The organism is Jatrophihabitans sp., from assembly GCF_051960575.1.
GTDB lineage: Bacteria > Actinomycetota > Actinomycetes > Mycobacteriales > Jatrophihabitantaceae > JBQCEE01.
Window position 1 is genome coordinate 1 of the sequence record NZ_JBQCEE010000168.1, and the last position, 22,652, is coordinate 22,652.

At 71.8% G+C, this 22,652-nt stretch carries 21 protein-coding genes and 1 pseudogene; 14 read left to right on the top strand and 8 right to left on the bottom strand.

Annotated elements, in window-relative coordinates:
• The 5 genes and pseudogenes from ACTHMS_RS09605 to ACTHMS_RS09625 all read left to right on the top strand — a co-directional run.
• A pseudogene (locus ACTHMS_RS09605) lies at nt 1-242 on the top strand (malate dehydrogenase); the annotation flags it as partial.
• Nucleotides 243-286: 44 nt separating this feature from the next.
• Nucleotides 287-1,606: a hemolysin family protein gene (locus ACTHMS_RS09610; RefSeq protein WP_440306438.1), complete on the top strand. Its 1,320-nt coding sequence runs from the start codon at nt 287-289 to the stop codon at nt 1,604-1,606.
• A 46-nt stretch (nt 1,607-1,652) separates the two neighbouring features.
• Nucleotides 1,653-2,672, top strand: coding sequence for a tryptophan--tRNA ligase (gene trpS, locus ACTHMS_RS09615; protein WP_440306439.1), 1,020 nt, complete (start codon nt 1,653-1,655; stop codon nt 2,670-2,672).
• Nucleotides 2,669-3,223, top strand: coding sequence for a 2'-5' RNA ligase family protein (locus ACTHMS_RS09620; RefSeq protein WP_440306440.1), 555 nt, complete (start codon nt 2,669-2,671; stop codon nt 3,221-3,223). Before trpS ends, ACTHMS_RS09620 begins: the two co-directional genes overlap by 4 nt.
• 9 nt (nt 3,224-3,232) lie before the next feature.
• Nucleotides 3,233-4,339 carry a YhjD/YihY/BrkB family envelope integrity protein gene (locus tag ACTHMS_RS09625; protein ID WP_440306441.1) on the top strand — a complete coding sequence of 369 codons (1,107 nt, stop codon included), beginning with the start codon at nt 3,233-3,235 and terminating at the stop codon, nt 4,337-4,339.
• Here the strand turns inward: ACTHMS_RS09625 and ACTHMS_RS09630 are convergent.
• Both ACTHMS_RS09630 and ACTHMS_RS09635 read right to left on the bottom strand, forming a co-directional pair.
• The gene (locus ACTHMS_RS09630) at nt 4,327-5,403 is read right to left on the bottom strand and encodes an SPL family radical SAM protein (protein ID WP_440306442.1); all 1,077 of its coding nucleotides are present in this window, start codon (nt 5,401-5,403) and stop codon (nt 4,327-4,329) included. The two genes, ACTHMS_RS09625 and ACTHMS_RS09630, sit on opposite strands and share 13 nt — an antisense overlap.
• A complete protein-coding gene (locus ACTHMS_RS09635) occupies nt 5,354-6,703 on the bottom strand; it encodes a D-alanyl-D-alanine carboxypeptidase family protein (RefSeq protein WP_440306443.1) in 1,350 nt (449 codons plus the stop codon). Before ACTHMS_RS09635 ends, ACTHMS_RS09630 begins: the two co-directional genes overlap by 50 nt.
• Before the next feature lie 287 nt (nt 6,704-6,990).
• Between ACTHMS_RS09635 and ACTHMS_RS09640 the strand changes: the two genes are divergently transcribed.
• The gene (locus tag ACTHMS_RS09640; protein WP_440306444.1) at nt 6,991-7,254 is read left to right on the top strand and encodes an SCO4848 family membrane protein; all 264 of its coding nucleotides are present in this window, start codon (nt 6,991-6,993) and stop codon (nt 7,252-7,254) included.
• Here ACTHMS_RS09640 and ACTHMS_RS09645 read toward each other — a convergent pair.
• The 5 genes from ACTHMS_RS09645 to sdhC form a co-directional block, all read right to left on the bottom strand.
• Nucleotides 7,244-8,734: an MFS transporter gene (locus tag ACTHMS_RS09645; RefSeq protein WP_440306445.1), complete on the bottom strand. Its 1,491-nt coding sequence runs from the start codon at nt 8,732-8,734 to the stop codon at nt 7,244-7,246. The two genes, ACTHMS_RS09640 and ACTHMS_RS09645, sit on opposite strands and share 11 nt — an antisense overlap.
• Nucleotides 8,735-8,958: 224 nt before the next feature.
• Nucleotides 8,959-9,666, bottom strand: a complete 708-nt coding sequence (locus ACTHMS_RS09650; RefSeq protein WP_440306461.1) for a succinate dehydrogenase iron-sulfur subunit — start codon at nt 9,664-9,666, stop codon at nt 8,959-8,961.
• 56 nt (nt 9,667-9,722) lie between these two features.
• The gene (gene sdhA, locus ACTHMS_RS09655; RefSeq protein ID WP_440306446.1) at nt 9,723-11,459 is read right to left on the bottom strand and encodes a succinate dehydrogenase flavoprotein subunit; all 1,737 of its coding nucleotides are present in this window, start codon (nt 11,457-11,459) and stop codon (nt 9,723-9,725) included.
• A gap of 27 nt (nt 11,460-11,486) precedes the next feature.
• Nucleotides 11,487-11,915, bottom strand: a complete 429-nt coding sequence (sdhD, locus tag ACTHMS_RS09660; RefSeq protein ID WP_440306447.1) for a succinate dehydrogenase, hydrophobic membrane anchor protein — start codon at nt 11,913-11,915, stop codon at nt 11,487-11,489.
• 1 nt (nt 11,916) lies between these two features.
• Nucleotides 11,917-12,372: a succinate dehydrogenase, cytochrome b556 subunit gene (gene sdhC / locus ACTHMS_RS09665; RefSeq protein ID WP_440306448.1), complete on the bottom strand. Its 456-nt coding sequence runs from the start codon at nt 12,370-12,372 to the stop codon at nt 11,917-11,919.
• A 307-nt stretch (nt 12,373-12,679) separates the two neighbouring features.
• Between sdhC and ACTHMS_RS09670 the strand changes: the two genes are divergently transcribed.
• The 7 genes from ACTHMS_RS09670 (at nt 12,680) to ACTHMS_RS09700 (ending at nt 20,769) form a co-directional block, all read left to right on the top strand.
• Nucleotides 12,680-13,726 carry a BMP family lipoprotein gene (locus tag ACTHMS_RS09670; protein ID WP_440306449.1) on the top strand — a complete coding sequence of 349 codons (1,047 nt, stop codon included), beginning with the start codon at nt 12,680-12,682 and terminating at the stop codon, nt 13,724-13,726.
• Between the two features lie 181 nt (nt 13,727-13,907).
• Nucleotides 13,908-15,464: an ABC transporter ATP-binding protein gene (locus tag ACTHMS_RS09675; RefSeq protein ID WP_440306450.1), complete on the top strand. Its 1,557-nt coding sequence runs from the start codon at nt 13,908-13,910 to the stop codon at nt 15,462-15,464.
• Complete coding sequence (locus tag ACTHMS_RS09680; protein WP_440306451.1) at nt 15,461-16,657, top strand: ABC transporter permease; 1,197 nt, start codon at nt 15,461-15,463, stop codon at nt 16,655-16,657. Before ACTHMS_RS09675 ends, ACTHMS_RS09680 begins: the two co-directional genes overlap by 4 nt.
• Entirely contained in the window at nt 16,654-17,910 is a 1,257-nt protein-coding gene (locus ACTHMS_RS09685) for an ABC transporter permease (protein WP_440306452.1), read from the top strand. The genes ACTHMS_RS09680 and ACTHMS_RS09685 overlap by 4 nt, the downstream gene beginning before the upstream one ends.
• Before the next feature lie 2 nt (nt 17,911-17,912).
• Complete coding sequence (locus ACTHMS_RS09690; RefSeq protein ID WP_440306462.1) at nt 17,913-19,103, top strand: cytochrome P450; 1,191 nt, start codon at nt 17,913-17,915, stop codon at nt 19,101-19,103.
• Nucleotides 19,103-19,495, top strand: coding sequence for a cytidine deaminase (locus ACTHMS_RS09695; RefSeq protein WP_440306453.1), 393 nt, complete (start codon nt 19,103-19,105; stop codon nt 19,493-19,495). The genes ACTHMS_RS09690 and ACTHMS_RS09695 overlap by 1 nt, the downstream gene beginning before the upstream one ends.
• Nucleotides 19,492-20,769 carry a thymidine phosphorylase gene (locus ACTHMS_RS09700; protein ID WP_440306454.1) on the top strand — a complete coding sequence of 426 codons (1,278 nt, stop codon included), beginning with the start codon at nt 19,492-19,494 and terminating at the stop codon, nt 20,767-20,769. The genes ACTHMS_RS09695 and ACTHMS_RS09700 overlap by 4 nt, the downstream gene beginning before the upstream one ends.
• 147 nt (nt 20,770-20,916) lie before the next feature.
• On the opposite strand, the gene ACTHMS_RS09705 is transcribed toward ACTHMS_RS09700, so the two are convergent.
• Nucleotides 20,917-21,546 carry an SIMPL domain-containing protein gene (locus ACTHMS_RS09705; RefSeq protein WP_440306455.1) on the bottom strand — a complete coding sequence of 210 codons (630 nt, stop codon included), beginning with the start codon at nt 21,544-21,546 and terminating at the stop codon, nt 20,917-20,919.
• 28 nt (nt 21,547-21,574) lie between these two features.
• Here ACTHMS_RS09705 and ACTHMS_RS09710 point away from each other — a divergent pair, with 28 nt between their 5' ends.
• Complete coding sequence (locus tag ACTHMS_RS09710; RefSeq protein ID WP_440306456.1) at nt 21,575-22,651, top strand: adenosine deaminase; 1,077 nt, start codon at nt 21,575-21,577, stop codon at nt 22,649-22,651.
• The last annotated feature ends 1 nt before the right edge of the window (nt 22,652 follow it).

The window sequence follows — 22,652 nt, forward strand, 5'->3', positions numbered from 1 at the left end:
CGATCGACCACGTCTACGACTGGGTCAACGGCACGGCGTGGACGTCGTGCTCGCTGCCGTCGGACGGCTCCTACGGCATCCCGGAGGGCCTGATCTCCTCGTTCCCGTGCCGGAGCGCGAACGGCCAGTGGGAGATCATCCAGGGCGTCGACATCAACGCCTTCTCCCGCGAGCGGATCGACGCCTCCGTGGCCGAGCTCGCCGAGGAACGCGACGCCGTGAAGTCGCTCGGGCTCATCTGAGCGTCCATGGAGGGCCGAAGTAGGACGACCGGGATGGCGGCGCCGTGAGCTGGACGCCGCTCCTGGTCGTCGTCGTCCTCATCCTGCTCGAGGGCATGTTCGTCGCCGCCGAGATCGCGCTGGTCTCGTTGCGCGAGGGGCAGGTCAAGGGCCTGGCCGACAACGGCCGCCGCGGCGCGGTCGTCGCGCGGCTTGCGGAAGACCCGAACCGCTTCCTCGCCGCGGTCCAGATCGGTGTCACCTCGACCGCGCTGCTGTCGAGTGCGTTCGGCGCGGTCACCCTCTCGGACGAGGCGAAGCAGGCGCTCGTCCGCCACGGCTGGAGCGACGGGCTCGCCGGCGCGACCGGCATCATCGGCGTCACGCTGATCATCTCGTTCGTCACGCTGGTGCTCGGCGAGCTCGCGCCGAAGCGGCTGGCCCTGCAACGGCCCGAGGGCACCGCGCTCGTGTTCGGGCCGCCGCTGAGCCGGTTGGCCCGCTTCTTCCGTCCGGTGATCTGGCTGCTGTCGCGCTCGACCGACCTCATCGTGCGGCTGCTCGGCGGTGACCCGAACGCCGGACGCGAGCCCATCAGCGAGGAGGAACTGCGCGGGCTCGTCGCGGCCCACGAGTCGCTGACCAAGGACGAGCGGCGGCTCATCGACGAGGTCTTCGCCGCGGGCGAGCGCGCCGTCGACGAGGTGATGGTGCCGCGCACGGACGTCGTCTTCCTCGAGGCGTCCATGACCGTCAGCCGGGCCGCGAAGATCGTCGCCGAGATCCCGCACAGCCGCTACCCGGTGTTCGGCAAGGGCCACGACGACGTCCTCGGGTTCGTGCACATCCGCGACCTGCTGGCCGCGGACATCAGGCACGACCGCGATCTGACGGTCAACTCGGTGATCCGCGAGATCAAGGCGATGCCCGGCTCGAAGCGGGTGCTCGCGGCGCTGTCCGAGATGCGGCGCGAGGGCCACCACATGGCCGTCGTCGTCGACGAGTACGGGGGCACCGACGGCATCGTCACCCTCGAGGACCTCATCGAGGAGGTCATCGGCGACATCCGCGACGAGTACGACGAGGGCGACGTGCCGGCCGAGCGGCTCGCCGGCGGCGCGGTCGAGGTCGACGGCAAGCTGAACCTGGACGAGGTGGCCGAGGTCTGCGGGCTCGAGCTGCCCGAGGGCCCCTACACGACCCTCGGCGGCTACGTGATGGCCGTGCTCGGCCGGCTGCCGGAGGTCGGCGACCACGTCACCGTCGACGGCCACGTGATCACGGTGCGCACGGTGAGCGGACGCCGGGCCGCCCGCGTCCACATCGAACGGCAGGTGTCGCCGCAACTGCAGCCCTCCGGCCCGCCGGGGGCCGCGGGGGCGTGAGGGGCGCGGAATCGGCGTCGGACGCAGTGGAAGAATCGGCGGCATCATGAGTGCACCCCAGCGCGTCCTGTCCGGCATCCAGCCGACGTCGGCGTCCTTCCACCTCGGCAACTACCTGGGCGCCGTGAAGCAGTGGGTGGCGCTGCAGGACGAGCACGAGGTCTTCTACTTCCTCGCCGACCTGCACTCGCTGACCCTCGAGCCGCCGGAGCCGGCCGCGCTCACGCAGCGCAGCCGGCAGGCCGCGGCGCAGCTCATCGCCGCCGGCGTCGACCCCGAGCGCAGCGCGATCTTCCTGCAGTCGCACGTCGCGGGGCACACCCAGCTGACCTGGGTCCTCGAGTGCCTCACCGGCTACGGCGAGGCCGGCCGCATGACGCAGTTCAAGGACAAGGCCGCGCGCGGCGCGCTCGACCGGGTCAGCGTCGGCCTGTTCACGTACCCGATCCTGCAGGCCGCCGACATCCTCATCTACCAGGCGCATCTCGTGCCGGTGGGGGACGACCAGCGCCAGCACATCGAGCTGACGCGCAACCTCGCGCAGCGGTTCAACGGGCGCTACGGCGAGACGTTCGTGGTGCCGGAGGCGTTCACGCCGCCGTCGGCCGCGCGCATCCTCGACCTGCAGGACCCGACGTCGAAGATGAGCAAGTCGTTGCCCGACGCCGGCACGCTGAACCTGCTCGACCCGGCGTCCGCGCTGGTCAAGAAGATCAAGCGGGCGACGACCGACTCTGAGACCGAGATCCGCTACGACCCGAAGACAAAGCCGGGCGTCTCGAACCTGCTCGCGATCCTGTCGGCCGTCACCGGCGACCCGATCGACGGGCTCGTCGCCGGCTTCGCGGGCCAGGGCTACGGCGCGCTGAAGACCGCCGTCGCGGACGCGGTCGCCGCCTTCGCCGAGCCGTTCGCCAAGCGGGTGACCGAGCTGATGGCCGATCCGGCCGAGCTCGACCGCATCCTCGCCGCGGGCGCCGACCGGGCGCGTCCGGTCGCCGAGCGGACGGTGGCCGACGTCTACACGAAGGTCGGGTTCGTGCCGCCGCTGTCCCGGTCGGTATGACGGCCGACCTGGCCGCCGGCGCAGGCGAGACCGTCATCGGCGTCGCCATCGCCATCCCGCAGCCGCACGCGAGCGTGCTGTCGCGCTGGCGCGAGCAGGTCGGCGACCCCGCGGCCGAGCAGGTCTTCCCGCACGTCACGCTGCTGCCGCCGACACCGGTGCCGACCGACGCGCTGGACGCGATCGAGGAGCACCTCGCCAAGGCGGCCGAGCAGAGCGCGCCCTTCCCGATGCACCTGGCGGGCACCGGCACGTTCCGCCCGCTGTCGCCGGTCGTCTTCATCCAGATCGCGCGCGGCGTGAGCGACTGCGAGCTGCTCGAGCGTGACATCCGCTCAGGACCGCTGGCGCGCGACCTCGACTTCCCGTACCACCCGCACGTCACCGTCGCGCACGACATCGACGACGCGGCGCTGGACGAGGCCTACGACGGCCTGTCGACCTTCGTGGCCCGGTTCGGGGTCACCGCCTTCGTGCTGTTCGTGCGCGAGCCCGACGGCGCGTGGGTCTGGCGCCGAGAATTCCCCCTCGGCGGCGCCGCCGACGGGTAGACATCGGGTATGGCAGCGCCCGTACGTGAGATCCAGGGAGCCGTCGCCGACGCGAAAGGACGGTGGGCGGGGCTCAATCGGCGCCGCGCGTCGGTGCGCCACCTCGCCGAGGCCTGGGGGCTGTTGAACCGCAGCCGCGGCAACCAGTTCGCCGCGGCGATCACCTACTTCTCGTTCCTGGCGCTGTTCCCGCTGCTGCTGCTCGCCGTGTCGGTGCTCGGCTTCGTGCTGTCGTCGCACCCGCACGCGTTGCAGTCGCTGCTGAACCACATCACCGCGCAGGTGCCCGGCTCGTTCGGCACCACGCTGAAGACGGCGATCAAGGACGCCATCGACGCCCGCGCCGGCGTCGGCATCGTCGGTCTCGCCGGTGTGCTGCTGACCGGCCTCGGTTGGATCGCGAACCTGCGCTCGGCCATCGACGCGATCTGGCAGCGGCCGCCGAGGGCGCAGAACTTCCTCAAGGCGAAGGCGTTCGACCTGCTCGTGCTGGCGGGGCTTGGCGTCGGGGTCCTCGTGTCGGTGGGGCTGACGGTGGTCGGCACGTCGGTGACCGACCAGGTCGTGCAGTGGCTCGACCTCGGCGGCGTGCCGGGCGTGCACGCGCTGGTGAAGGTGCTCGGCATCGCGATCGCCCTCGTCGGCGACGTCGTCATCTACGGCTGGCTGCTCGTCGAGCTCCCGGACGTGGACGTGTCACGCCGGGTGCAGCTGCGCGGTGCGCTGCTCGCGGCCGTGGCGTTCGAGGCGCTCAAGGTGCTCGGGTCGTACACGATCGCGCACACCGCGAACAGCCCGACGTCCGGCCCGTTCGCCTCGGTGCTGGCGGTGCTGGTCTGGATCCAGCTGGTCGCGCGGTCGATGCTGTTCGCCTGCGCCTGGACGTCGGTGCTCGCCGCCGACGAGGCGCGGCAGGCGGCGGCCGCGGTGTCGCACGAGGTGGTGCGGTACGAGGGTGCCCGGCCCGCGCCGTCCGCGCCCCCGGTGTTCGACCACGACGCCCGAACCTTCGGCCGCGGCGCGATCGTCGGCGCCGCCGTGGCCTGGGTGCTCACCCGCTCGCGCCTCGCGACCCGCCGGGATCGCCGGCCGACGGGGTGGTCTCAGGTCCAGTAGAGGATGCGGGCGCCGGGCAGGCGGGCGGGGATCTCGGCCTCGAACCAGGTGCGAAGCTCGCGCATGACCTCGCGCGGGTAGACGTGCTTGACCCCGCCGAACTTCGAGCGCTTCTGCGTGCGCAGGTCCTCGTCCATCTCGAGCCGCGTGCGCGGGTACCAGTCGAGCAGGGTCTGCTTGCTGCTGGGCGTGAAGCGGTGGGTGATGAGCTCGACCGAGAGGTCGACGTCGGGAACGTCGTGCAGCGCCGCGGCGACGTCGTCGAGCAGGCGGCCGTAGGCGGCGCGCCAGTCGTCCACGGGCATGATCGGCGCGATCGTCAGCCCGACCGGGTAGCCCGCCAGCGCCATGAGGCGCAGCGCGTCGAGCCGCCGCGGCAGCCGTGCGGTGCCGCCCTCGAAGCGGTCGCTCACGGTGTCGGCGTTCACCGAGCACCGCACGCGGGTGCGGCCGCCGTGCGCCAGCCCGAGCAGCGGCTCGACGGCGTCGAACTTGGTGGTGAAGCGCAGCTGCAGGTCGTGGCCCCAGTCGCCGCGTCCGGCGCGGGTGATCGCCTCGGCGAGCGAGCCGGTGAGGTGCTCGAGGCCGAGGGGGTCGGTGTAGCAGGACAGCTCGAAGGTCGTGCCCTCGCCGCCGCGCTCGTCGGTGCCGGTGGTGACGGTGCCGCGTCCGAGGTGGGACGGGATGCCGGCGAGCACGTCGTCGAGGTTGGCGTACACCCGGGTGACGGGCGGCCCGCCGAGCGAGCCGGCGAGGTAGCAGTACTGGCAGTGCGCGGGGCAGCCCTTGGCGAGGTCGATGCGCCAGTCGGCACTCGGCGGGATCGGCTGCGGCTTCAACGCGCTCGGCGGCGCGACGACGACGGCCAGCGTCGACTTGGCGAGCGCATACGTCTCGCGCTCGGACTCACCCCGCAGCCCCACGAGCCGGTCGTTCGGCAGCAGCCGGATGTCCTCGACGCCCGCCCGCTCGGCGCGGCCGATGAGCTGGGACGCGAACGGTTGCTCGGCGGCGCTACGGGTGATCAGCACCCGCTTCGGCACCCACAACCTCGGTGCGGTCAAGATCGTCCTCACCGGACACAACGCCCGTCCCGGACACCGCCTTCCGGCGCCGGCGTGTCGTGTGGGCCGCGTCGTGGCGGCGTCCGACACACAGCGCGACGAGCACGATCGCGGCGAAGACGGCCACGGCGATGAGCACCTTCGCCGTCGTCGAGAGGCCCGACGACGCGGTCGTGCGGGCAGCGGCGGGATGGGTGGCCGCTCGCTGCGGCGTCGACTGCGGCGCCTGCCGCACGGTGGCGGCGGGCTGCACCGGCCCGGCCAGGCGGCCGACGGCGGGCGTGCCCGCGGGCAGCCGGAACCCCCAGTCGAACAGCCGGTCGGCCTGCTGCCACTGGTCGAGCGGCCAGCGCTCGGCGCGCAGGAACACGACGCCGAGGGTGCGTCCGCCCCGCTGCATGGCGGCGACGTAGGTGTGCCGCGCGGCGTCCGTGTAGCCGGTCTTGGCCACGAGCGCGCCCGGCACGGTCTGCAGCCAGGTGGCGTTCTGGTTGTCCAGCTCGACCTTGCCGACCACGGGCTGGAACGGCAGGAACGCCCGGATCGTGCGGTCGTAGGCGACGAAGCGCGGCTGCTGCAGCGCGGCGCGCAGGAACAGCGCCATGTCGTAGGCGCTGGTGAGCTGCTTCCACCCGTCGAGGCCGGACGGCGTCTCGACGTAGGTGTCGTAGGCACCGAGCGCGAGGGCCTCGCGGTTCATCGCGGCGACGGTCTGCGGTACCCCGCCCGCGGCCTCGGCGAGCGCGACGGCGGTGTCGTTGCCCGACACCAGCAACAGCCCGCGGAACAGGTCGTCGACGGTGTAGTGGCCCTTGGCGACGAGCCCGGCGTGCGAGCCCTCGGTCTCGGCCGCCGTCCTGGACGCGACCACCTGCATGTCGCCGGGGAGCTTCGGCAGCACGGTGTCGCACGTGAGCAGCTTCAGGATGCTCGCCGGCTGGTAGCGGCCGTGCGGGTCGCGGGCGGCGAGCACGGTGCCCCGGTCGAGGTCGACGAGCATCCAGGCCTGCGCGGTGAGCCCGCCGGGCAGCCGCGGCGCGCCCGCCGGCGTGATCACCCCGCGCCGGGCGAGGCGGTCGCCGCCGACGATGCGGTCGTCCGGGCCGAGACCGCCCGCCGGCGGGTGCGGGTCGGGCGCCTCGGGGGAGTTGGCGTCCGCCGTCGGCCTCGGCGCAATCGGGGGATAGGTGTAGCTCGGCGACGGCGCTGCGAGCGCGGGCGAGGCCGTGAGCAGCGATGCGGCGGCAGCGGCGGCGGCCGCTGCCCGGGCCCAGGCGCGGAGGTGTGGGCGGTGGTGCACCGTCGCAGGCTAAGCGAGGGGACGCGTCCGGACGGCTCGACGCTCGGACGTTCACCTCACCGTGACGTCACGCCCGGCCCAGCCGCCTTTGCGCCGCGTGCTGACGGGTCGAGGCGGCAGAACCGTCAGTTGACGGCGCAAACCCGCGCTGCTCGGCCGGCTTTGCGCCGCCTCTGGCGGGTCGAGGCGGTTGAGCCGTCAGTTGACGGCGCAAAGCGAGGTCGGTGGCGGGGCGGGACGCTGAGCGCGGACGCGATGCACACAGCGTCCGGACCGATACTGGACGCATGACCATCACGCGCCGGCTCGGCTGGTTCTTCGTCGTCTTCGGCGTGTGGTCGTGGGTGATCTGGCCGACCTTCCTGTGCAACATCTGGAAGGACAAGCGGTCGTGGAACCACGGCATGACCGCGTTCTTCGGCGTGCACCTCGTGCTCACGGTCGTCTCGCTGGCGCTCGGCACGGTGATCGGCGTGCTCGGCATCCGCGCCCTGCTGGCCGCCCGGCGCGCGCCGGCCGCCATCCCGGCAGGGGAACTGGTCAGTCGGTGACGGCGAGCGGCTCGGCCATCGGCGCCGTGCCCAGCACCGGCTCGGCCTCCGCGCGCGGCGGGCGTGGCAGCACGAGCGCCGCCACCACAGCGGCGGCGACCAGCACGAACACCGAGACCACGAACGCCCGGGTGTAGCCACCGGTCTGCGCGACGGCCGCGCCGGACGACGCGAGCGCGTGCGCGCGGTCGGTCGCGACGGTGAGCAGCGCGGCCAGCCCGAGCGAGCCCCCGATCTGCCGCGTCGTGTTGATGACGCCGGACGCCAGGCCCGCGTCGCGGCGGTCGACGCCGTTGGTGGCCGCGAGGGTGATCGGCACGAAGCAGATGCCGACACCGAAGGTCGTCAGCGCACCTGGCAGACCGAGATGCAGGTAGCCCGATGTCGCATCCAGCCGCGAGAGCAGCAACAGGCCGGTGGCCGAGACCAGCGGGCCGATCGTGAGCAGCGTGCGCACCCCGAGCCGCGCAACGAGCCGCGACGACAGCTGGGTGCCGATGATCAGCGCGATCGGCATCGGCAGGAACGCGAAGCCGGTGCGCAGCGGGCTGTAGCCGTGCACGTCCTGCAGGTACTGCGACAGTAAGAATAACAGCGTGAACATCACCGACCCGATCCCGACCATGATCAGGTTGGCGCCGGTGAGGGCGCGCGAGCCGAACAGGCGCAGCGGCACCAGCGGGTGCGGGTGCCTCGACTCGATCGCGAGGAAGGCGGCGAGCAGCACCACGCCGACGGCCAGGAAGCCGAGCGTGAAGCCCGACGTCCAGGCGTGCGTGTCGGTCTCGACGATGCCGTAGACGAGCGCGACGAGGCCGGCGGTGATGGTGAGGGCGCCACCCCAGTCGAGCGTCGGGCGCTCACCCTCACCGCGCGACTCGACGATCGTCAGGCGGGCGGCCGCGAGCACGGCGAGGCCGATCGGGACGTTGATGAACAGGATCCAGCGCCACGACAACAGATCGGTGAGGACGCCACCGGCGATCACGCCCGTGGCCCCGCCCGCGCCCGCGACGGCGCTCCACAGGCCGAGCGCCCGGGTGCGCGCCTTCGGGTCGGTGAAGGTCGTGGTGAGGATCGTCAGGGTGGCCGGCGACAGCACCGCGCCGCCCAGCCCCTGCAGCCCGCGGGCGCCGATGAGTTCGCCGCCCGTCTGGGCGAGGCCGCCGAGCAGCGACGTGAGCGAGAACAGCGCGACACCGATCAGGAACAGCCGGCGGCGTCCCCACAGGTCGGCCGCGCGGCCGCCCAGCAACAGGAACCCGGCGAAGGTGAGCGTGTAGGCGTTCAGCACCCAGCCGAGCGCGTTCTGCGACATGTGCAGCTCGCGCTGCATGTCCGGCAGCGCGACATTCACGATGCTGATGTCGAGCACGACCATGAACTGGGCGACGCACACGACGGCGAGCACGAGGCCGGGCGTGCGGAAGCGCGCGGCGCGGGCGTCGGCGGGCAGGTCGAGCTGGCGAGGAGCACTCACTGGTCCGGAGTCCTTCTGCTGGCGGGCGGGATGCGACGCCGACCCACACGCGACAGCGATGCGACGGGCGTGGACCGACAGGAGCAGCAGCGGTGCGCCGCCCGCCGATATTCCGCCCGGTGAGGCTTGCACAGATTCGGACGAGGGACGAGCGCGTCGACCCGCCGGGAACGCCGACGGCCCCGCCCGGCAGGAGCCGAACGGGGCCGTGGAGGCAGGGCGGGTCAGACGCGGCGGAAGAGCAGCGCCCGCTTGACCTCGGCGATGGCCTTGGTGATCTCGATGCCGCGGGGGCACGCCTCGGTGCAGTTGAAGGTCGTGCGGCAGCGCCAGACGCCTTCACGGTCGTTGAGGATCTCGAGCCGCTCGTCGGCACCCTGGTCACGGCTGTCGAAGATGAAGCGGTGCGCGTTGACGATCGCGGCCGGCCCGAAGTACGAGCCGTCGGTCCAGTACACCGGGCACGACGTGGTGCACGCCGCGCAGAGGATGCACTTGGTGGTGTCGTCGAAGCGCTCGCGGTCCTTCTGCGACTGCTTCCACTCCCGCGTCGGCTGGTTGCCGTAGGTGATGAGGAACGGCTTGATCGACCGGTAGGCCTCGAAGAACGGCTCCATGTCGACGACGAGGTCCTTCATGAGCGGCAGGCCCTTGATGGGCTCGATCATGATCTCGTCGGGCATGTCGCGCACGAGCACCTTGCACGCCAGGCGGTTGACGCCGTTGATGCGCATCGCGTCCGAGCCGCAGACGCCGTGGGCGCACGAGCGGCGGAAGGTCAGCGACCCGTCCTGCTCCCACTTGATGGTGTGCAGCAGGTTGAGCACGCGGTCGGTCGGCAGCGCTGAGACCTCGTACTTCTCCCAGTGCGGCTCGGTGTCGACCTCGGGGTTGAACCGCCGGATCTTCACCGTGATGGTGCGGCGCACCAGGTTCGGGTCGGTGGCGGCCGCGTCGGCGACCGGCCGGTCAGCAACAGCAGTCACGGTCAGTACTTCCGTTCCATGGGCTGGTAGCGGGTCTGGACGACCGGCTTGTAGTCGAGCCGGATCGAGCCGTCCTCGCCGCGGTAGGCCATCGTGTGGCGCATGAAGTTGACGTCGTCGCGGTTGGGGTAGTCCTCGCGGAAGTGCCCGCCGCGCGACTCGTTGCGGGCGCGGGCGCTGATCACGAGCACCTCGGCCAGTTCGAGCAGGAAGCCGAGCTCGATGGCCTCGAGCAGGTCGCTGTTGAAGCGCTTGCCCTTGTCGGTGATCGCGATGTTCGCGTACCGGGCTTTGAGCTGGGCGATGTCCTCCTCGGCCTGCTTCAGCGACTCCTCGGTGCGGTAGACCTGCGCGTTGCGGTCCATCGTCTCCTGCAGCGCGCGGCGGATCGAGTGCACGCGCTCGCCGCCGTTCGCCGAGAGCAGCTGCTCGACCATGCCGACGACGGTCTCCTCCGACCCGGTCGGCACGACCGGGGCCTCGACGCGAGAGGCGTACTCGGCGGCGGCGATGCCGGCGCGGCGTCCGAAGACGTTGATGTCGAGCAGCGAGTTGGTGCCCAACCGGTTCGAACCGTGGACGGACACGCAGGCGACCTCGCCCGCGGCGTACAGGCCCGGCACGACGTGCACGTTGTCGCGCAGCACCTCGGCCTGGATGTTGGTCGGGACGCCGCCCATCGCGTAGTGCGCGGTCGGGTAGACCGGCACCGGCTCGGTGTACGGCTCGACGCCGAGGTAGGTGCGCGCGAACTCGGTGATGTCGGGCAGCTTGGCGTCGATCTGCTCACGCGGCAGGTGCGTGAGGTCGAGCAGCACGTAGTCCTTCTCGGGGCCCGCGCCGCGTCCCTCGCGCACCTCGTTCGCCATCGAGCGGGCGACGATGTCACGCGGGGCGAGGTCCTTGATCGTGGGCGCGTAGCGCTCCATGAACCGCTCGCCCGAGCCGTTGCGCAGGATGCCGCCCTCACCGCGCGCGGCCTCCGAGAGCAGGATGCCCAGGCCGGCGAGGCCCGTCGGGTGGAACTGGAAGAACTCCATGTCCTCGAGCGGCAGGCCCTTGCGCCACACGATGCCCATGCCGTCGCCGGTGAGCGTGTGCGCGTTCGAGGTGGTCTTGAAGACCTTGCCGAAGCCGCCGGTCGCAAGCACGACCGCTTTCGCGCCGAAGACGTGGATGTCGCCCGTCGCCAGCTCGTAGGCCACGGCACCCGCGGCCCGCTCGCCGTCCATGATCAGGTCGAGGACGTAGAACTCGTTGAAGAACTCGACGCCCTGCTTGACGCAGTTCTGGTACAGCGTCTGCAGGATCATGTGGCCGGTGCGGTCGGCCGCGAAGCACGAGCGGCGCACCGCTGCCTCGCCGTGGTTGCGGGTGTGCCCGCCGAAGCGGCGCTGGTCGATCTTGCCCTCGGGCGTGCGGTTGAACGGCAGGCCCATCTTCTCGAGGTCGATGACCGCGTCGATGGCCTCCTTGCACATCACCTCGGCGGCGTCCTGGTCGACGAGGTAGTCGCCGCCCTTGACGGTGTCGAAGGTGTGCCACTCCCAGTTGTCCTCCTCGACGTTGGCCAGCGCGGCACACATGCCGCCCTGCGCCGCGCCGGTGTGCGACCGCGTGGGGTAGAGCTTGGTCAGGACGGCGGTGCGCACGCGGCTGCTCGACTCGAGCGCGGCCCGCATGCCCGCGCCCCCGGCCCCGACGATGACGACGTCGTACTGGTGGTGGTGAACGGCCATCTCAGCTTCGTCCTGTCTGTTCAGGGATCACGAGTGCAGCGTCGGGTCGAAGGTGAAGATCACCAACGTGCCGAGCAGGATCGTGATCGTCGTCGCCGTGTAGAGCACCGTCTTGAGCGCCAGGCGGGTGCCGTCGCGGCGGGTGTAGTCGTTGATGACGGTGCGCAGGCCGTTGGTGCCGTGCAGCATCGCCAGCCAGAGCATCAGCAGGTCCCAGACCTGCCAGAACGGCGAGGCCCAGCGGCCGGCGACGAAGCCCCAGTTGATGCGCTGCACGCCGCCGTCGAGGACGTTCATGATGAACAGGTGCCCGAGCACGAGCACGACGAGCACGACGCCCGAGACCCGCATGAACAGCCAGGCGTAGAGCTCGGTGTTGGTGCGTCCGCGGCGGGGGCGGTTCGGCGCGCTGCGCGGCGCCTCGATGACCGGCGGGATCGAACTGTGCATGGTCATGTCACTTGCTCCCGAACAGCACTTCGAACGAGTGCTTGAACATGAAGAACGCGCCCGGCACCATCACGACGACCCAGATCGCCAGGATCGCCCAGAGCATCTGCCGCTGGTAGCGCGTGCCCTTCCACCAGAAGTCGACCGCGATGATCCGCAGGCCGTTCAGCGCGTGGAACAGCACCGCGCCGACCAGCCCGATCTCCATCAGGTTGACGACCGGGTTCTTGTAGGTGTCGATGACCTTGTCGTACGACTCCGGTGAGACCCGCACCAGCGCGGTGTCGAGGACGTGCGTGAAGAGGAAGAAGAAGGTCAGGACGCCCGTGATGCGGTGGGCCACCCACGACCACATGCCCTCACGGCCGCGGTACAGCGACCCACTGAGACGGGTGCGCTGCGGCTCGGCGAGGTCGGCGGGCGTGGCGTCGGCTTCGGGGCGGCTCGGTGCGGCTGTCGACACCTGAGTTCCCTCCAGGATCGGGGCCCCGGCGAGAGGCCGGTGGCGGCGGGAGCAGGGCACACCCGTGGTGACAGGTGTTTCCGTGCTGTTGCTCAAAATGCTAATCCGCGGCCCATCGGCACACCCCGTGCACGGGTTCGGAAGCCTGAGAAATCACATTCCGCCCGGCTCGCCGCGAGCCCGACGGTCGCGGCTCGGCAACGAAACGGCGTCGCGCGACCGCCGACGCACAGCCCACGGCTAGGCTGCCCGCCATACGGACGCCGGGGCCGCCGGAAGCGGTCTCGGCTCGATGAGGGGAGCAGGGTTGCGGGTATCGCGGAAGGCGCGGTTCGCGGCCGTCGTCGCGGCGGGGGCACTGGCGCTCACCGCCTGCAGCAGCAGCGGCAAGAGCGGCAACAACAACAGTGGTGGCAGCGGCTCCAAGACGCTCAAGGTCGGTCTGGCCTACGACGTCGGCGGCCGTGGTGACAAGTCGTTCAACGACCTGGCCGCGGCGGGCCTGCAGAAGGCCAGCCAGGACCTGAAGATCCAGACCAAAGAGCTCTCGGCCGTCGCCGGCGAGAACGACCAGGCCAAGGCCGACCGCCTGACCCTGCTCGCGACGTCCGGCTACAACCCGATCATCGCGGTCGGCTTCGCCTACGCGGCGGGCCTGGCCAAGGTGGCGCCGAAGTTCCCGAAGGTGCACTTCGCGATCGTCGACGACGACTCGAGCAAGCTGCCGAACGTCGAGGGCCTCGTCTTCGCCGAGAACGAGAGCAGCTACCTCGTCGGCGTCGCGGCGGCGCTGGCCAGCAAGACCCACCACATCGGGTTCATCGGTGGCGTCCAGACCCCGCTGATCCAGAAGTTCCAGGCCGGCTACGACGCCGGCGCGAAGGCGGTCGACCCGACCATCAAGGTCGACGTCGCCTACATCAGCCAGGCGCCCGACTTCACCGGCTTCAACGACCCGGCCAAGGCCAAGGTCATCGCCGAGGGCCAGTACGACAACGGCGCCGACGTGGTCTACCACGCCGCGGGTGGCTCGGGCAGCGGCCTGTTCCAGGCCGCCGTCGAGAAGAACAAGCTGGCGATCGGTGTCGACTCCGACCAGTACCAGACCGCCGCGGCCGACCAGAAGCCGCTCATCCTCACCTCGGCGCTCAAGGGCGTCGACACCGCGGTCTACAACTTCATCGAGGCCGACTCGAAGGGCCAGTTCAAGGCCGGCTCGACGCGGTTCACGCTGAAGGACAACGGCGTCGGCTACTCGACGTCGAACCCGAAGATCGACCCGTACAAGGCGAAGATCGACGAGTACAAGCAGAAGATCATCGCCGGCTCGATCACGGTGCCGACCACGCCGTAACACCCCCGCCGGGGGCGGCCGCACCACGGCCGCCCCGACGGCAGATCGACCCGCTGGCCCGGGACGCGCCCGCGCGTCCCGGGCCGTCATCGTTCGCGGCGCTTGCCACCACCGCAGCGCACCCGACAGGCTCGACCCGAGCGGCGCGAGACCCGCGCCGCCGGTCGGAACAGGAGCACCGATGACCGCCGCACCCGCCGCCGCCACACCGGCGGCCGACGCCACCGCCCCGGCCGTGGAGCTGCACGGCATCGGCAAGCGGTTCCCCGGCGTCGTGGCCAACCACGACATCGACATCACCGTCCGCCGGGGCACGGTGCACGCCATCATCGGCGAGAACGGTGCCGGCAAGTCGACGCTGATGAAGACGCTCTACGGCATGCACAGGCCCGACGACGGGACGATCGCGATCGACGGCCGCCAGGTCAGCTTCTCCTCGCCCGCGGACGCCATCGCCGCGGGCATCGGCATGGTGCACCAGCACTTCATGCTCGCCGACAACCTCACCGTGCTCGAGAACATCGTGCTCGGCAGCGAGCCCACCCGGGGCGGGGGGCTGCTCGACCTGCGCACCGCCCGCCGTCGCATCCGCGAGATCTCGGACGCCTACAAGCTGGGCATCGACCCGGACACCCTGGTCGAGCACCTCGGCGTCGGCGCCCGGCAGCGCGTCGAGATCGCCAAGGTGCTGTTCCGCGGCGCGAAGATCCTGATCCTGGACGAGCCCACCGCGGTGCTCGTGCCGCAGGAGGTCGACGAGCTGTTCGGCAACCTGCGCGAGCTCAAGGCCGAGGGCCTCACCGTGCTGTTCATCTCGCACAAGCTCGACGAGGTGCTCGCCGTCGCCGACGACATCACCGTCATCCGCCGCGGGACGACGGTGGTGAGCGTCAAGCCGGCCGACGTCACCGCCCGGCGCCTGGCCGAGCTGATGGTCGGCAGCGAGCTGCCGGTGCCCGCGCTGCGCGAGTCGACGGTCACCGACCAGGTGGCGCTCGAGGTGCGCGGGCTCACTGTCTCGGCCGACGGGCGCCCGGTCGTCGACGACGTCGACCTCGTGCTGCACCGCGGCGAGATCGTCGGGCTCGCCGGCGTCGAGGGCAACGGTCAGGCCGAGCTGGTCGAGGCGATCATGGGCATCCGTCCGATCACGTCCGGCAGCGTGCGCCTCGGGGACACCGACGTCACGAAGTGGCACACGCGGCGGCGGCGCGAGGCCGGCATCGGGTTCATCCCCGAGGACCGGCACCGGCAGGGGCTGCTGCTCGAGGCGCCGCTCTGGGAGAACCGGATGCTCGGCCACCAGACCGAGCAGCCGAACTCCAGCGGCCCGCTGCTGACGCCGGCCGGGGCGCGCCGCGACACCCAGCGGATCGTCGACGAGTTCGACGTGCGCACCCCGGGCATCGACGTGCTGGCCGCGTCGCTGTCGGGCGGCAACCAGCAGAAGCTCATCGTCGGACGCGAGATGAGCGGCTCGCCCAGCGTGCTCATCGCCGCCCACCCGACGCGGGGCGTCGACGTCGGCGCGCAGGCCGCCATCTGGGACCACCTGCGCCGCGCCCGGGCCGACGGCCTGGCGGTGCTGCTGATCTCGGCCGACCTCGACGAGCTCATCGGCATGTCCGACACGTTGAAGGTGATCCTGCGCGGCAGGCTGGTCGCCGAGGTCGATCCGCGGGCGGTAACCCCCGAGCAGCTGGGCGCCGCCATGACCGGGGCGGAGGCACCCGCGTGAGCAGCACCGTCGTCGACGCACCGCAGGGCGCGAGCGCCCCGGCACCGAAGGCCGGCCCGCGAGGCACCGGGCGGCTCGGTGGCGCCGGTCGTCGCCTCGCGCTCAACGTCCTCGCGGCCGTCGTCGCCGCCGCCTTCGCCGCGGCCCTCACCTCGGTGATCCTCCTGATCCGCGGCGACAGCCCGAGCTTCGTCATCTCGCAGATGTGGGACTACGGCACGAGCGCCGGCAGTGAGGTGTCGATCCTCAACAGCGCGTCCGTCTACTACCTGTCGGCGATCGCGGTGGCCATCGGCTTCCGCATGAACCTGTTCAACATCGGTGTCGACGGCACCTACCGGCTCGCGGCCTGCGTGGCCGGCGCGTTCGGTGGCTGGGTGTCGCTGCCCACCGGGCTGCACCAGGCGGCGATCATCCTCGTCGCCATGGCGGTCGGGGCGGTGTGGGCCGGCATCGCGGCCGTGCTCAAGGTGACGCGCGGCGTGAGCGAGGTGATCTCGACGATCATGCTCAACTTCATCGCCACCGGCCTCATCGCGTTCCTCATGCGCACGTCGCTGTTCGGCAACCGCGTGGGCGCGAACGACATCACCACCAAGCCGATCCCGCACTCGGGGCAGGTCGGCGGTCTCAACCTGATCCCGTCCGCGGGCGTCGAGGTGTACGGGCTGATCCTGCTGTCGGCCGCGGTCGGCATCGTCTTCTGGTTCGTCGTCAACCGGACGCGGTTCGGCTTCGACCTGCGCGCCACCGGCCGATCGGCGACCGCTGCGGAGGCCAGCGGCGTCAACGTGAAGCGGATGATCGTCGCGACGCTGTGCCTGTCCGGCGCCGCCGCCGGGCTCGTCGGCATGCCCGCCCTGCTCGGTGACGCGCACTCGTACTCGTCCATCACCTTCCAGACCGGGCTGGGCTTCACCGGCATCGCGATCGCCCTGCTCGGCCGCAACAACCCCGTCGGCATCGCGTTCGCATCGATCCTCTGGGCCTTCCTCGACCAGTCGGCGCAGATCCTCGACATCAACAACATCCCGAAGGAGATCGTGCAGATCACGCAGGGCATCGTCGTGCTGTCGGTCGTCGTGGCCTACGAGCTGGTGCGCCGGTTCGCGCTGCGCGCGCAGGCCCGCTCGGTCGGCGCCGCGGTCGACGCCGCACCGCCCGCCGGCGCCGTCGAGGGAGCGGCCGCATGACCGCGCTCGCGCAGGAGACCAGGACCGACGGGCCCGCCGCGCCGCTGCGGCGACTGCCCGGCCCGACCGCGCTGTACGTGCTGGTGGTCGCGCTCGCCGCGCTGTCGCTGGTGCGGGTGATCACCGGCGCGCAGGACCTCACGTCCGGCGACACCCTCGGCGCCACGCTGGTGCTCGGCATCCCGATCGCACTCGCGGGCCTCGGCGGCCTGTGGTCGGAACGCTCGGGCGTCGTGAACATCGGCCTCGAGGGCATGATGATCCTCGGGACGTTCTTCGGCGCCGCCTTCGCGTACTTCAGCGGCACGGCGTGGATGGGCATCGTCGGCGGCATCGTGGGCGGGCTCATCGGCGGTCTTGTGCACGCGATCGCCACCGTCACCTTCGGCGTCGACCAGATCATCTCCGGTGTTGCGATCACGATCCTGTCGACCGGTCTCGCGCGCTACCTCGCCGGTGTCTACTTCACCGGCAAGCAGGGCGGCGGGCCGACGCAGTCGCCGAGCGTGCCGCGGTTCAGCCAGATCGACATCCCGGGCTACAGCGGCCTGCGCGAACTCGAGCGGCACCACTGGTTCTTCGTCAGCGACGTCGCCGGGCTGCTGCGGGGCCTGTTCACCTCGCTGACGCCGTTCAGCATCCTGATGCTGCTGCTCTTCCCGCTCACCTGGTTCCTGCTGTGGCGCACGGCGTTCGGGCTGCGGCTGCGCTCGTGCGGCGAGAACCCCGCCGCCGCCGAGACGCTCGGCGTGAACGTCTACCGCCTCAAGTACGTGGCAGTGTTGGTCTCGGGCACGCTCGCCGGCCTCGCCGGAGCGTTCCTCGCCGACTTCAACGGCATCTACCGCGAGGGCCAGACCGGCGGCCGCGGCTACATCGGCCTCGCCGCGATGATCTTCGGCAACTGGCGGCCGGGTGGCCTGGCCGCCGGTGCAGGGCTGTTCGGCTACACCGACGCGCTGCAGCTGCGCGGCGGTGCCGTGCCGGTGCACGCGGTGCTGCTGCTCGTGACGCTGCTGCTGGCCGTGCTGGCGCTGGTGCTGCTGCGCCGCGGGCAGATGCGGGCGGCCGTCGTCACCTTCGTGGTCGCCGCGCTGATCCTGGTCTGGTACCTGACCACCGACTCGGTGCCGCAGGAGTTCGTGCCCTACACGCCGTACATCATCACGCTGCTCGTGCTGGCGCTCGCCTCGCAGCGGCTGCGCATGCCCGCGGCCGACGGCATGCCCTGGCGGCGCGGGCAGGGCACGTGAGCCTGTTCGACCTCACCGCGCCCGAGGTCGTCGCCGACCCGTACCCGTTCTTCGCCGCCGCGCGGGCCGAGGCGCCGGTGCAGTGGCACGACGGCGTCGGCATGTGGCTGACCTTCGACCACGCGGCGGCGAACGCGGTGCTGCGCGCCCGCACGCTCGGACGGCTGTGGAAGCCGCGGTTCCCGGACGAGCCGATGCCGGCGTTCGAGCTCATCCACGTCAACTCGCTGCTCGAGAACGAGCCGCCGACGCACACCCGGTTGCGCCGGTTGGTCGCCGGTGCGTTCAGCCGCGGGCACGTCGAGCGGTTGCGTCCACGGGTGCAGGAGCTGGCGACGCGGCTGGCCGACCAGGTGGCCGACGCCGGCAGCGACGGCTCGCCGGTCGACCTGATCCCGCTCTACGCCGAGCCGCTGCCGGTGCAGGTGATCGCCGAGCTGCTCGGCGTGCCGGAGGCCGACTGGCACCTGCTGCGGCCGTGGTCGAACGCGATCGTGAAGATGTACGAGTACTCGGTGCCGCCGCCCGTGCGCGCGGCCGCCGAGACCGCCTCGCGCGAGTTCGTCGAGTACCTGCGGGTGCTGGTCGCCGAGCGGCGCCGGTCGCCGGGCGACGACCTCGTCTCGTCGCTGCTCGCCGAGGTCGACACCGACGGCGGACGGCTCAGCGAGGACGAGCTGATCACCACCTGCACGCTGCTGCTCAACGCGGGCCACGAGGCCACGGTGAACGTCGTCGGCAACGGGGTGTCGGCGTTGCTTGCGCACCCGGACGAACTGGCCCGGCTGCGGGCGTCCGGCGATGTCACCACAGCTGTGGAGGAGCTGATCCGGTACGACTCGCCGCTGCAGCTGTTCGAGCGCACCGCGACGGCCGACACCGTGATCGGCGAGGTCACCGTCGAGGCGGGGCAGAAGATCGCCGCACTGCTCGGCGCGGCCAACCGCGACCCCGCCGTCTTCGCCGACCCCGACCGGTTCGACGTCGCCCGCGCCGACAACCCGCACCTCGGGTTCGGCGCCGGCATCCACTTCTGCGTCGGCGCGCCGCTCGCCCGGGTCGAGCTCACGACGTCGCTGCGCACCCTGCTCGACCGCTTCCCTCAACTGTCGTTGCACGACCGGCCGGACCGGCGGCCGGAGTTCGTCCTGCGCGGCGTCGAGACGCTGCCCGTCACCATCAAGGAGTCCTGATGACGTCCGCCATCGACTGGCCCGCCCTGCGCCGCGCCGCCCTCGAGGCGATGGGGCACGCCTACGCGCCCTACTCGCAGTTCCCGGTCGGCGCCGCCGCGCTGGTCGACGACGGCCGCATCGTCACCGGCTGCAACGTCGAGAACGCCTCGTACGGGCTGGGACTGTGTGCCGAGTGCGGCCTCGTCTCGGCGCTGCACGGCAGCGGCGGCGGCTCGCTCGTCGCGTTCGCCTGCGTCGACTTCCGCGGCGAGCTGCTCATGCCGTGCGGACGCTGCCGGCAGCTGCTGTGGGAGCACGGCGGCCCGGACATGCTGGTCGACACCATCGAGGGCCCGAAGCCGATGATCGAGGTGCTGCCGCTCGCGTTCGGCCGCGAGGACCTGCGGTGACCTTCTCGGCGGTGGACGTCATCCGCGCGAAGCGCGACGGGGGCGAGCTCTCGGACGAGCAGATCGACTGGGTGCTCGACGCGTTCACCCGCGGGGCGGTCGACCCCGAGCAGATGTCGGCGCTGGCGATGGCGGTCTTCTTCCGCGGGTTGTCGCCGCGCGAGCTGGCCCGCTGGACGGCGGCGATGATCGCGTCCGGCGCGCGCCTCGACCTCTCGTCGGTGCCGCGGCCGACCGTCGACAAGCACTCGACCGGCGGTGTCGGCGACAAGATCACGCTGCCGCTCGTGCCGCTGGTCGCGGCGTGCGGTGCCGCGGTGCCGCAGCTCTCGGGCCGCGGGCTCGGCCACACCGGCGGCACGCTCGACAAGCTCGAGTCGATCCCCGGCTGGCGGGCGGCGCTGACCAACGACGAGTTCCTCGCGCAGCTCTCGTCGGTCGGCGGTGTCATCTGCGCCGCGGGGGACGAGCTCGCCCCGGCGGACAAGAAGCTCTACGCCCTGCGCGACGTCACCGGCACGGTCGAGTCGATCCCGCTCATCGCCTCGTCGATCATGAGCAAGAAGATCGCCGAGGGCTCGTCGGCGCTGGTGCTCGACGTGAAGGTCGGCACCGGGGCGTTCATGAAGACCGTCGAGGACGCGCGCCTGCTCGCCACGACCATGGTCGAACTCGGCACCGCGCACGGTGTCGCGACCTCGGCGCTGCTGACGGACATGTCGACCCCGCTCGGGCTGACGGCCGGCAACGCGCTCGAGGTGGCCGAGTCGCTCGAGGTGCTCGCCGGCGGCGGGCCGGCCGACGTCGTCGAACTCACCCTCGCGCTCGCGCAGCAGATGCTCGTGGCGGTGGGCATCTCGGAGGACCCCGAGGACGCGCTGCGCGACGGCCGGGCCATGGACGCGTGGCGCGCGATGATCGCGGCGCAGGGCGGCGACCCGTCCGCCCCGCTGCCGGTGGCCCGCGAACGGCACCTGGTCACCGCGCCGGCGTCCGGCACGCTCACGCGGCTGGACGCGTACGCGGTCGGCGTCGCGGCCTGGCGCTGCGGTGCGGGGCGCGCGCGCAAGGAGGACGCGGTCTCGGCGGGCGCCGGCGTCGTGCTGTTCGCCAAGCCCGGCGACGACGTCGTGGCCGGTGCGCCGCTGCTCGAGCTGCACGCCGACGATCCGGCACGCTTCGAGTCGGCCCTCGCCGCGCTCGACGGTGCCTGGGACATCGGTGCCGCCGACGGGTTCACGCCCACCCCCCTCGTCCTCGACCGCATCGGCTGACGACTGGGCCGCGCGCCGCGACCGTGTGCATGACGCGCGCGATCGTGCGCGCGTCCTGCACAAGATCCACCGGCGTCCGGCGACGGTGTGCATGGCGCGCGGGATCGTGCGCGCGTCCTGCACAAGATCGATCCGAGCGCGGCGCCGTCAAGCCGGCAGGACGAGCGTCCAGCGGGTCTCGACGTGCGCGGTGAGCAGCTGTGGCTCGGGGGAGAGGTCGAGGGTCTCGAGACCGGCCGGTTCGCCGCCGCCCTTCGCGCGGAACGCCATCGCGGCGCGCACGGGCACACCGCCGCCGCCGTGGTCGCGCAGCTCGACCAGCCGGCCGAGCTCACCGCCGAGCGCCAGCGCGTAGCCCGCCGCCCGGGCCCGGGCGTCGCGCACCGCCTCGGCCTGCACCTCGGCGAGGGCGGGGTGTCGCGGGTCGACAGACCAGTGCGGGCCGTCCATCGCCACGTCGGCGACACGGCCGAAGGTGGCCACCACCTCGGTGACCCGCTCGACGTCGTGGCACAGCAGCGTCAGCCGCCGGTCCGCGGTCCAGCGCTGCAGCCGTCCCGGCTCGCCCCAGCTCGAGATCGCCGAGCGGCGCACCTCGATGTCGTCGGCACCGAGGGCCAGCACGGCCTGGTCGAGCGCGGTGAACCGCTGCGCCAGCGCGGCGTGCGCGGCGGCACGGTCGCCCGCGCGCACCGACACCTGCCCCGAGACGACGAACCGGTCGGGCGCGACCTCGCGCTCGGCACTGCCGGTGACCACGATTGTCGGCTGCTCCACGCAGTCAGTGTGCCGCTACCGTGAGGCCATGCCGACCCCGCTGGACGCCACCTCCATCCGCCGGGCCCCGAAGGTGCTGCTGCACGACCATCTCGACGGCGGCCTCCGTCCGCAGACGATCGTCGAACTGGCGGCCGAGACGGGCTACCGCAACCTGCCGAGCGACGACGCCGAGAAGCTGGGCCAGTGGTTCCGGGACGCGTCCGACTCGGGGTCGCTCGAGCGGTATCTCGAGACCTTCCAGCACACGGTCGGGGTGATGCAGACCGAGGCCGCGATGCATCGCGTGGCGAAGGAGGCCGTCGAGGACCTCGCCGCCGACGGGGTCGTGTACGCAGAGATCCGCTGGGCGCCCGAGCAGCACCTCGACGCGGGCGTCCCGCTCGAGGCGGGCGTCGAGGCGATCCTCGCCGGCTTCGCCGACGGCGAGCGCGCGGCGGCCGAGGCCGGGCACCGCATCAAGGTCGGCGGCCTCGCCACGGCCATGCGGCACGCGGCCCGCTCGAGCGAGATCGCCGAACTGGCCGTGCGCTACCGCGACCGCGGCATCGCCGGCTTCGACATCGCCGGTGCCGAGGCCGGCTTCCCGCCCACCCGCCACCTGGACGCGTTCGAGTACTGCCGGCGCGAGAACTTCCACTTCACCATCCACGCCGGCGAGGCGTTCGGGCTGCCGTCGATCTGGGAGGCGATCCAGTGGTGCGGCGCCGACCGGCTCGGCCACGGCGTGCGCATCGTCGACGACATCGCACCCGACGGCACCCTCGGCCGGCTTGCGCAGTACGTGCGTGACAAGCGCATCCCGCTCGAGATGTGCCCGTCGTCGAACATCCAGACGGGGGCGGCCGCCTCGATCGCCGAGCACCCGATCGGGCTGCTGCGCCGGCTCTCGTTCCGCGTCACGGTGAACACCGACAACCGGCTGATGAGCGGCACGTCGATGACGCGCGAGATGACCCTGCTCGCGGAGGCGTTCGGGTACTCGTGGTCGGACCTGCAGTGGTTCACGATCAACGCGATGAAGTCGGCGTTCCTGCCGTTCGACGAGCGGCTGGACATCATCAACACGCAGATCAAGCCCGGCTACGCGCGGCTGCAGGCCTGAC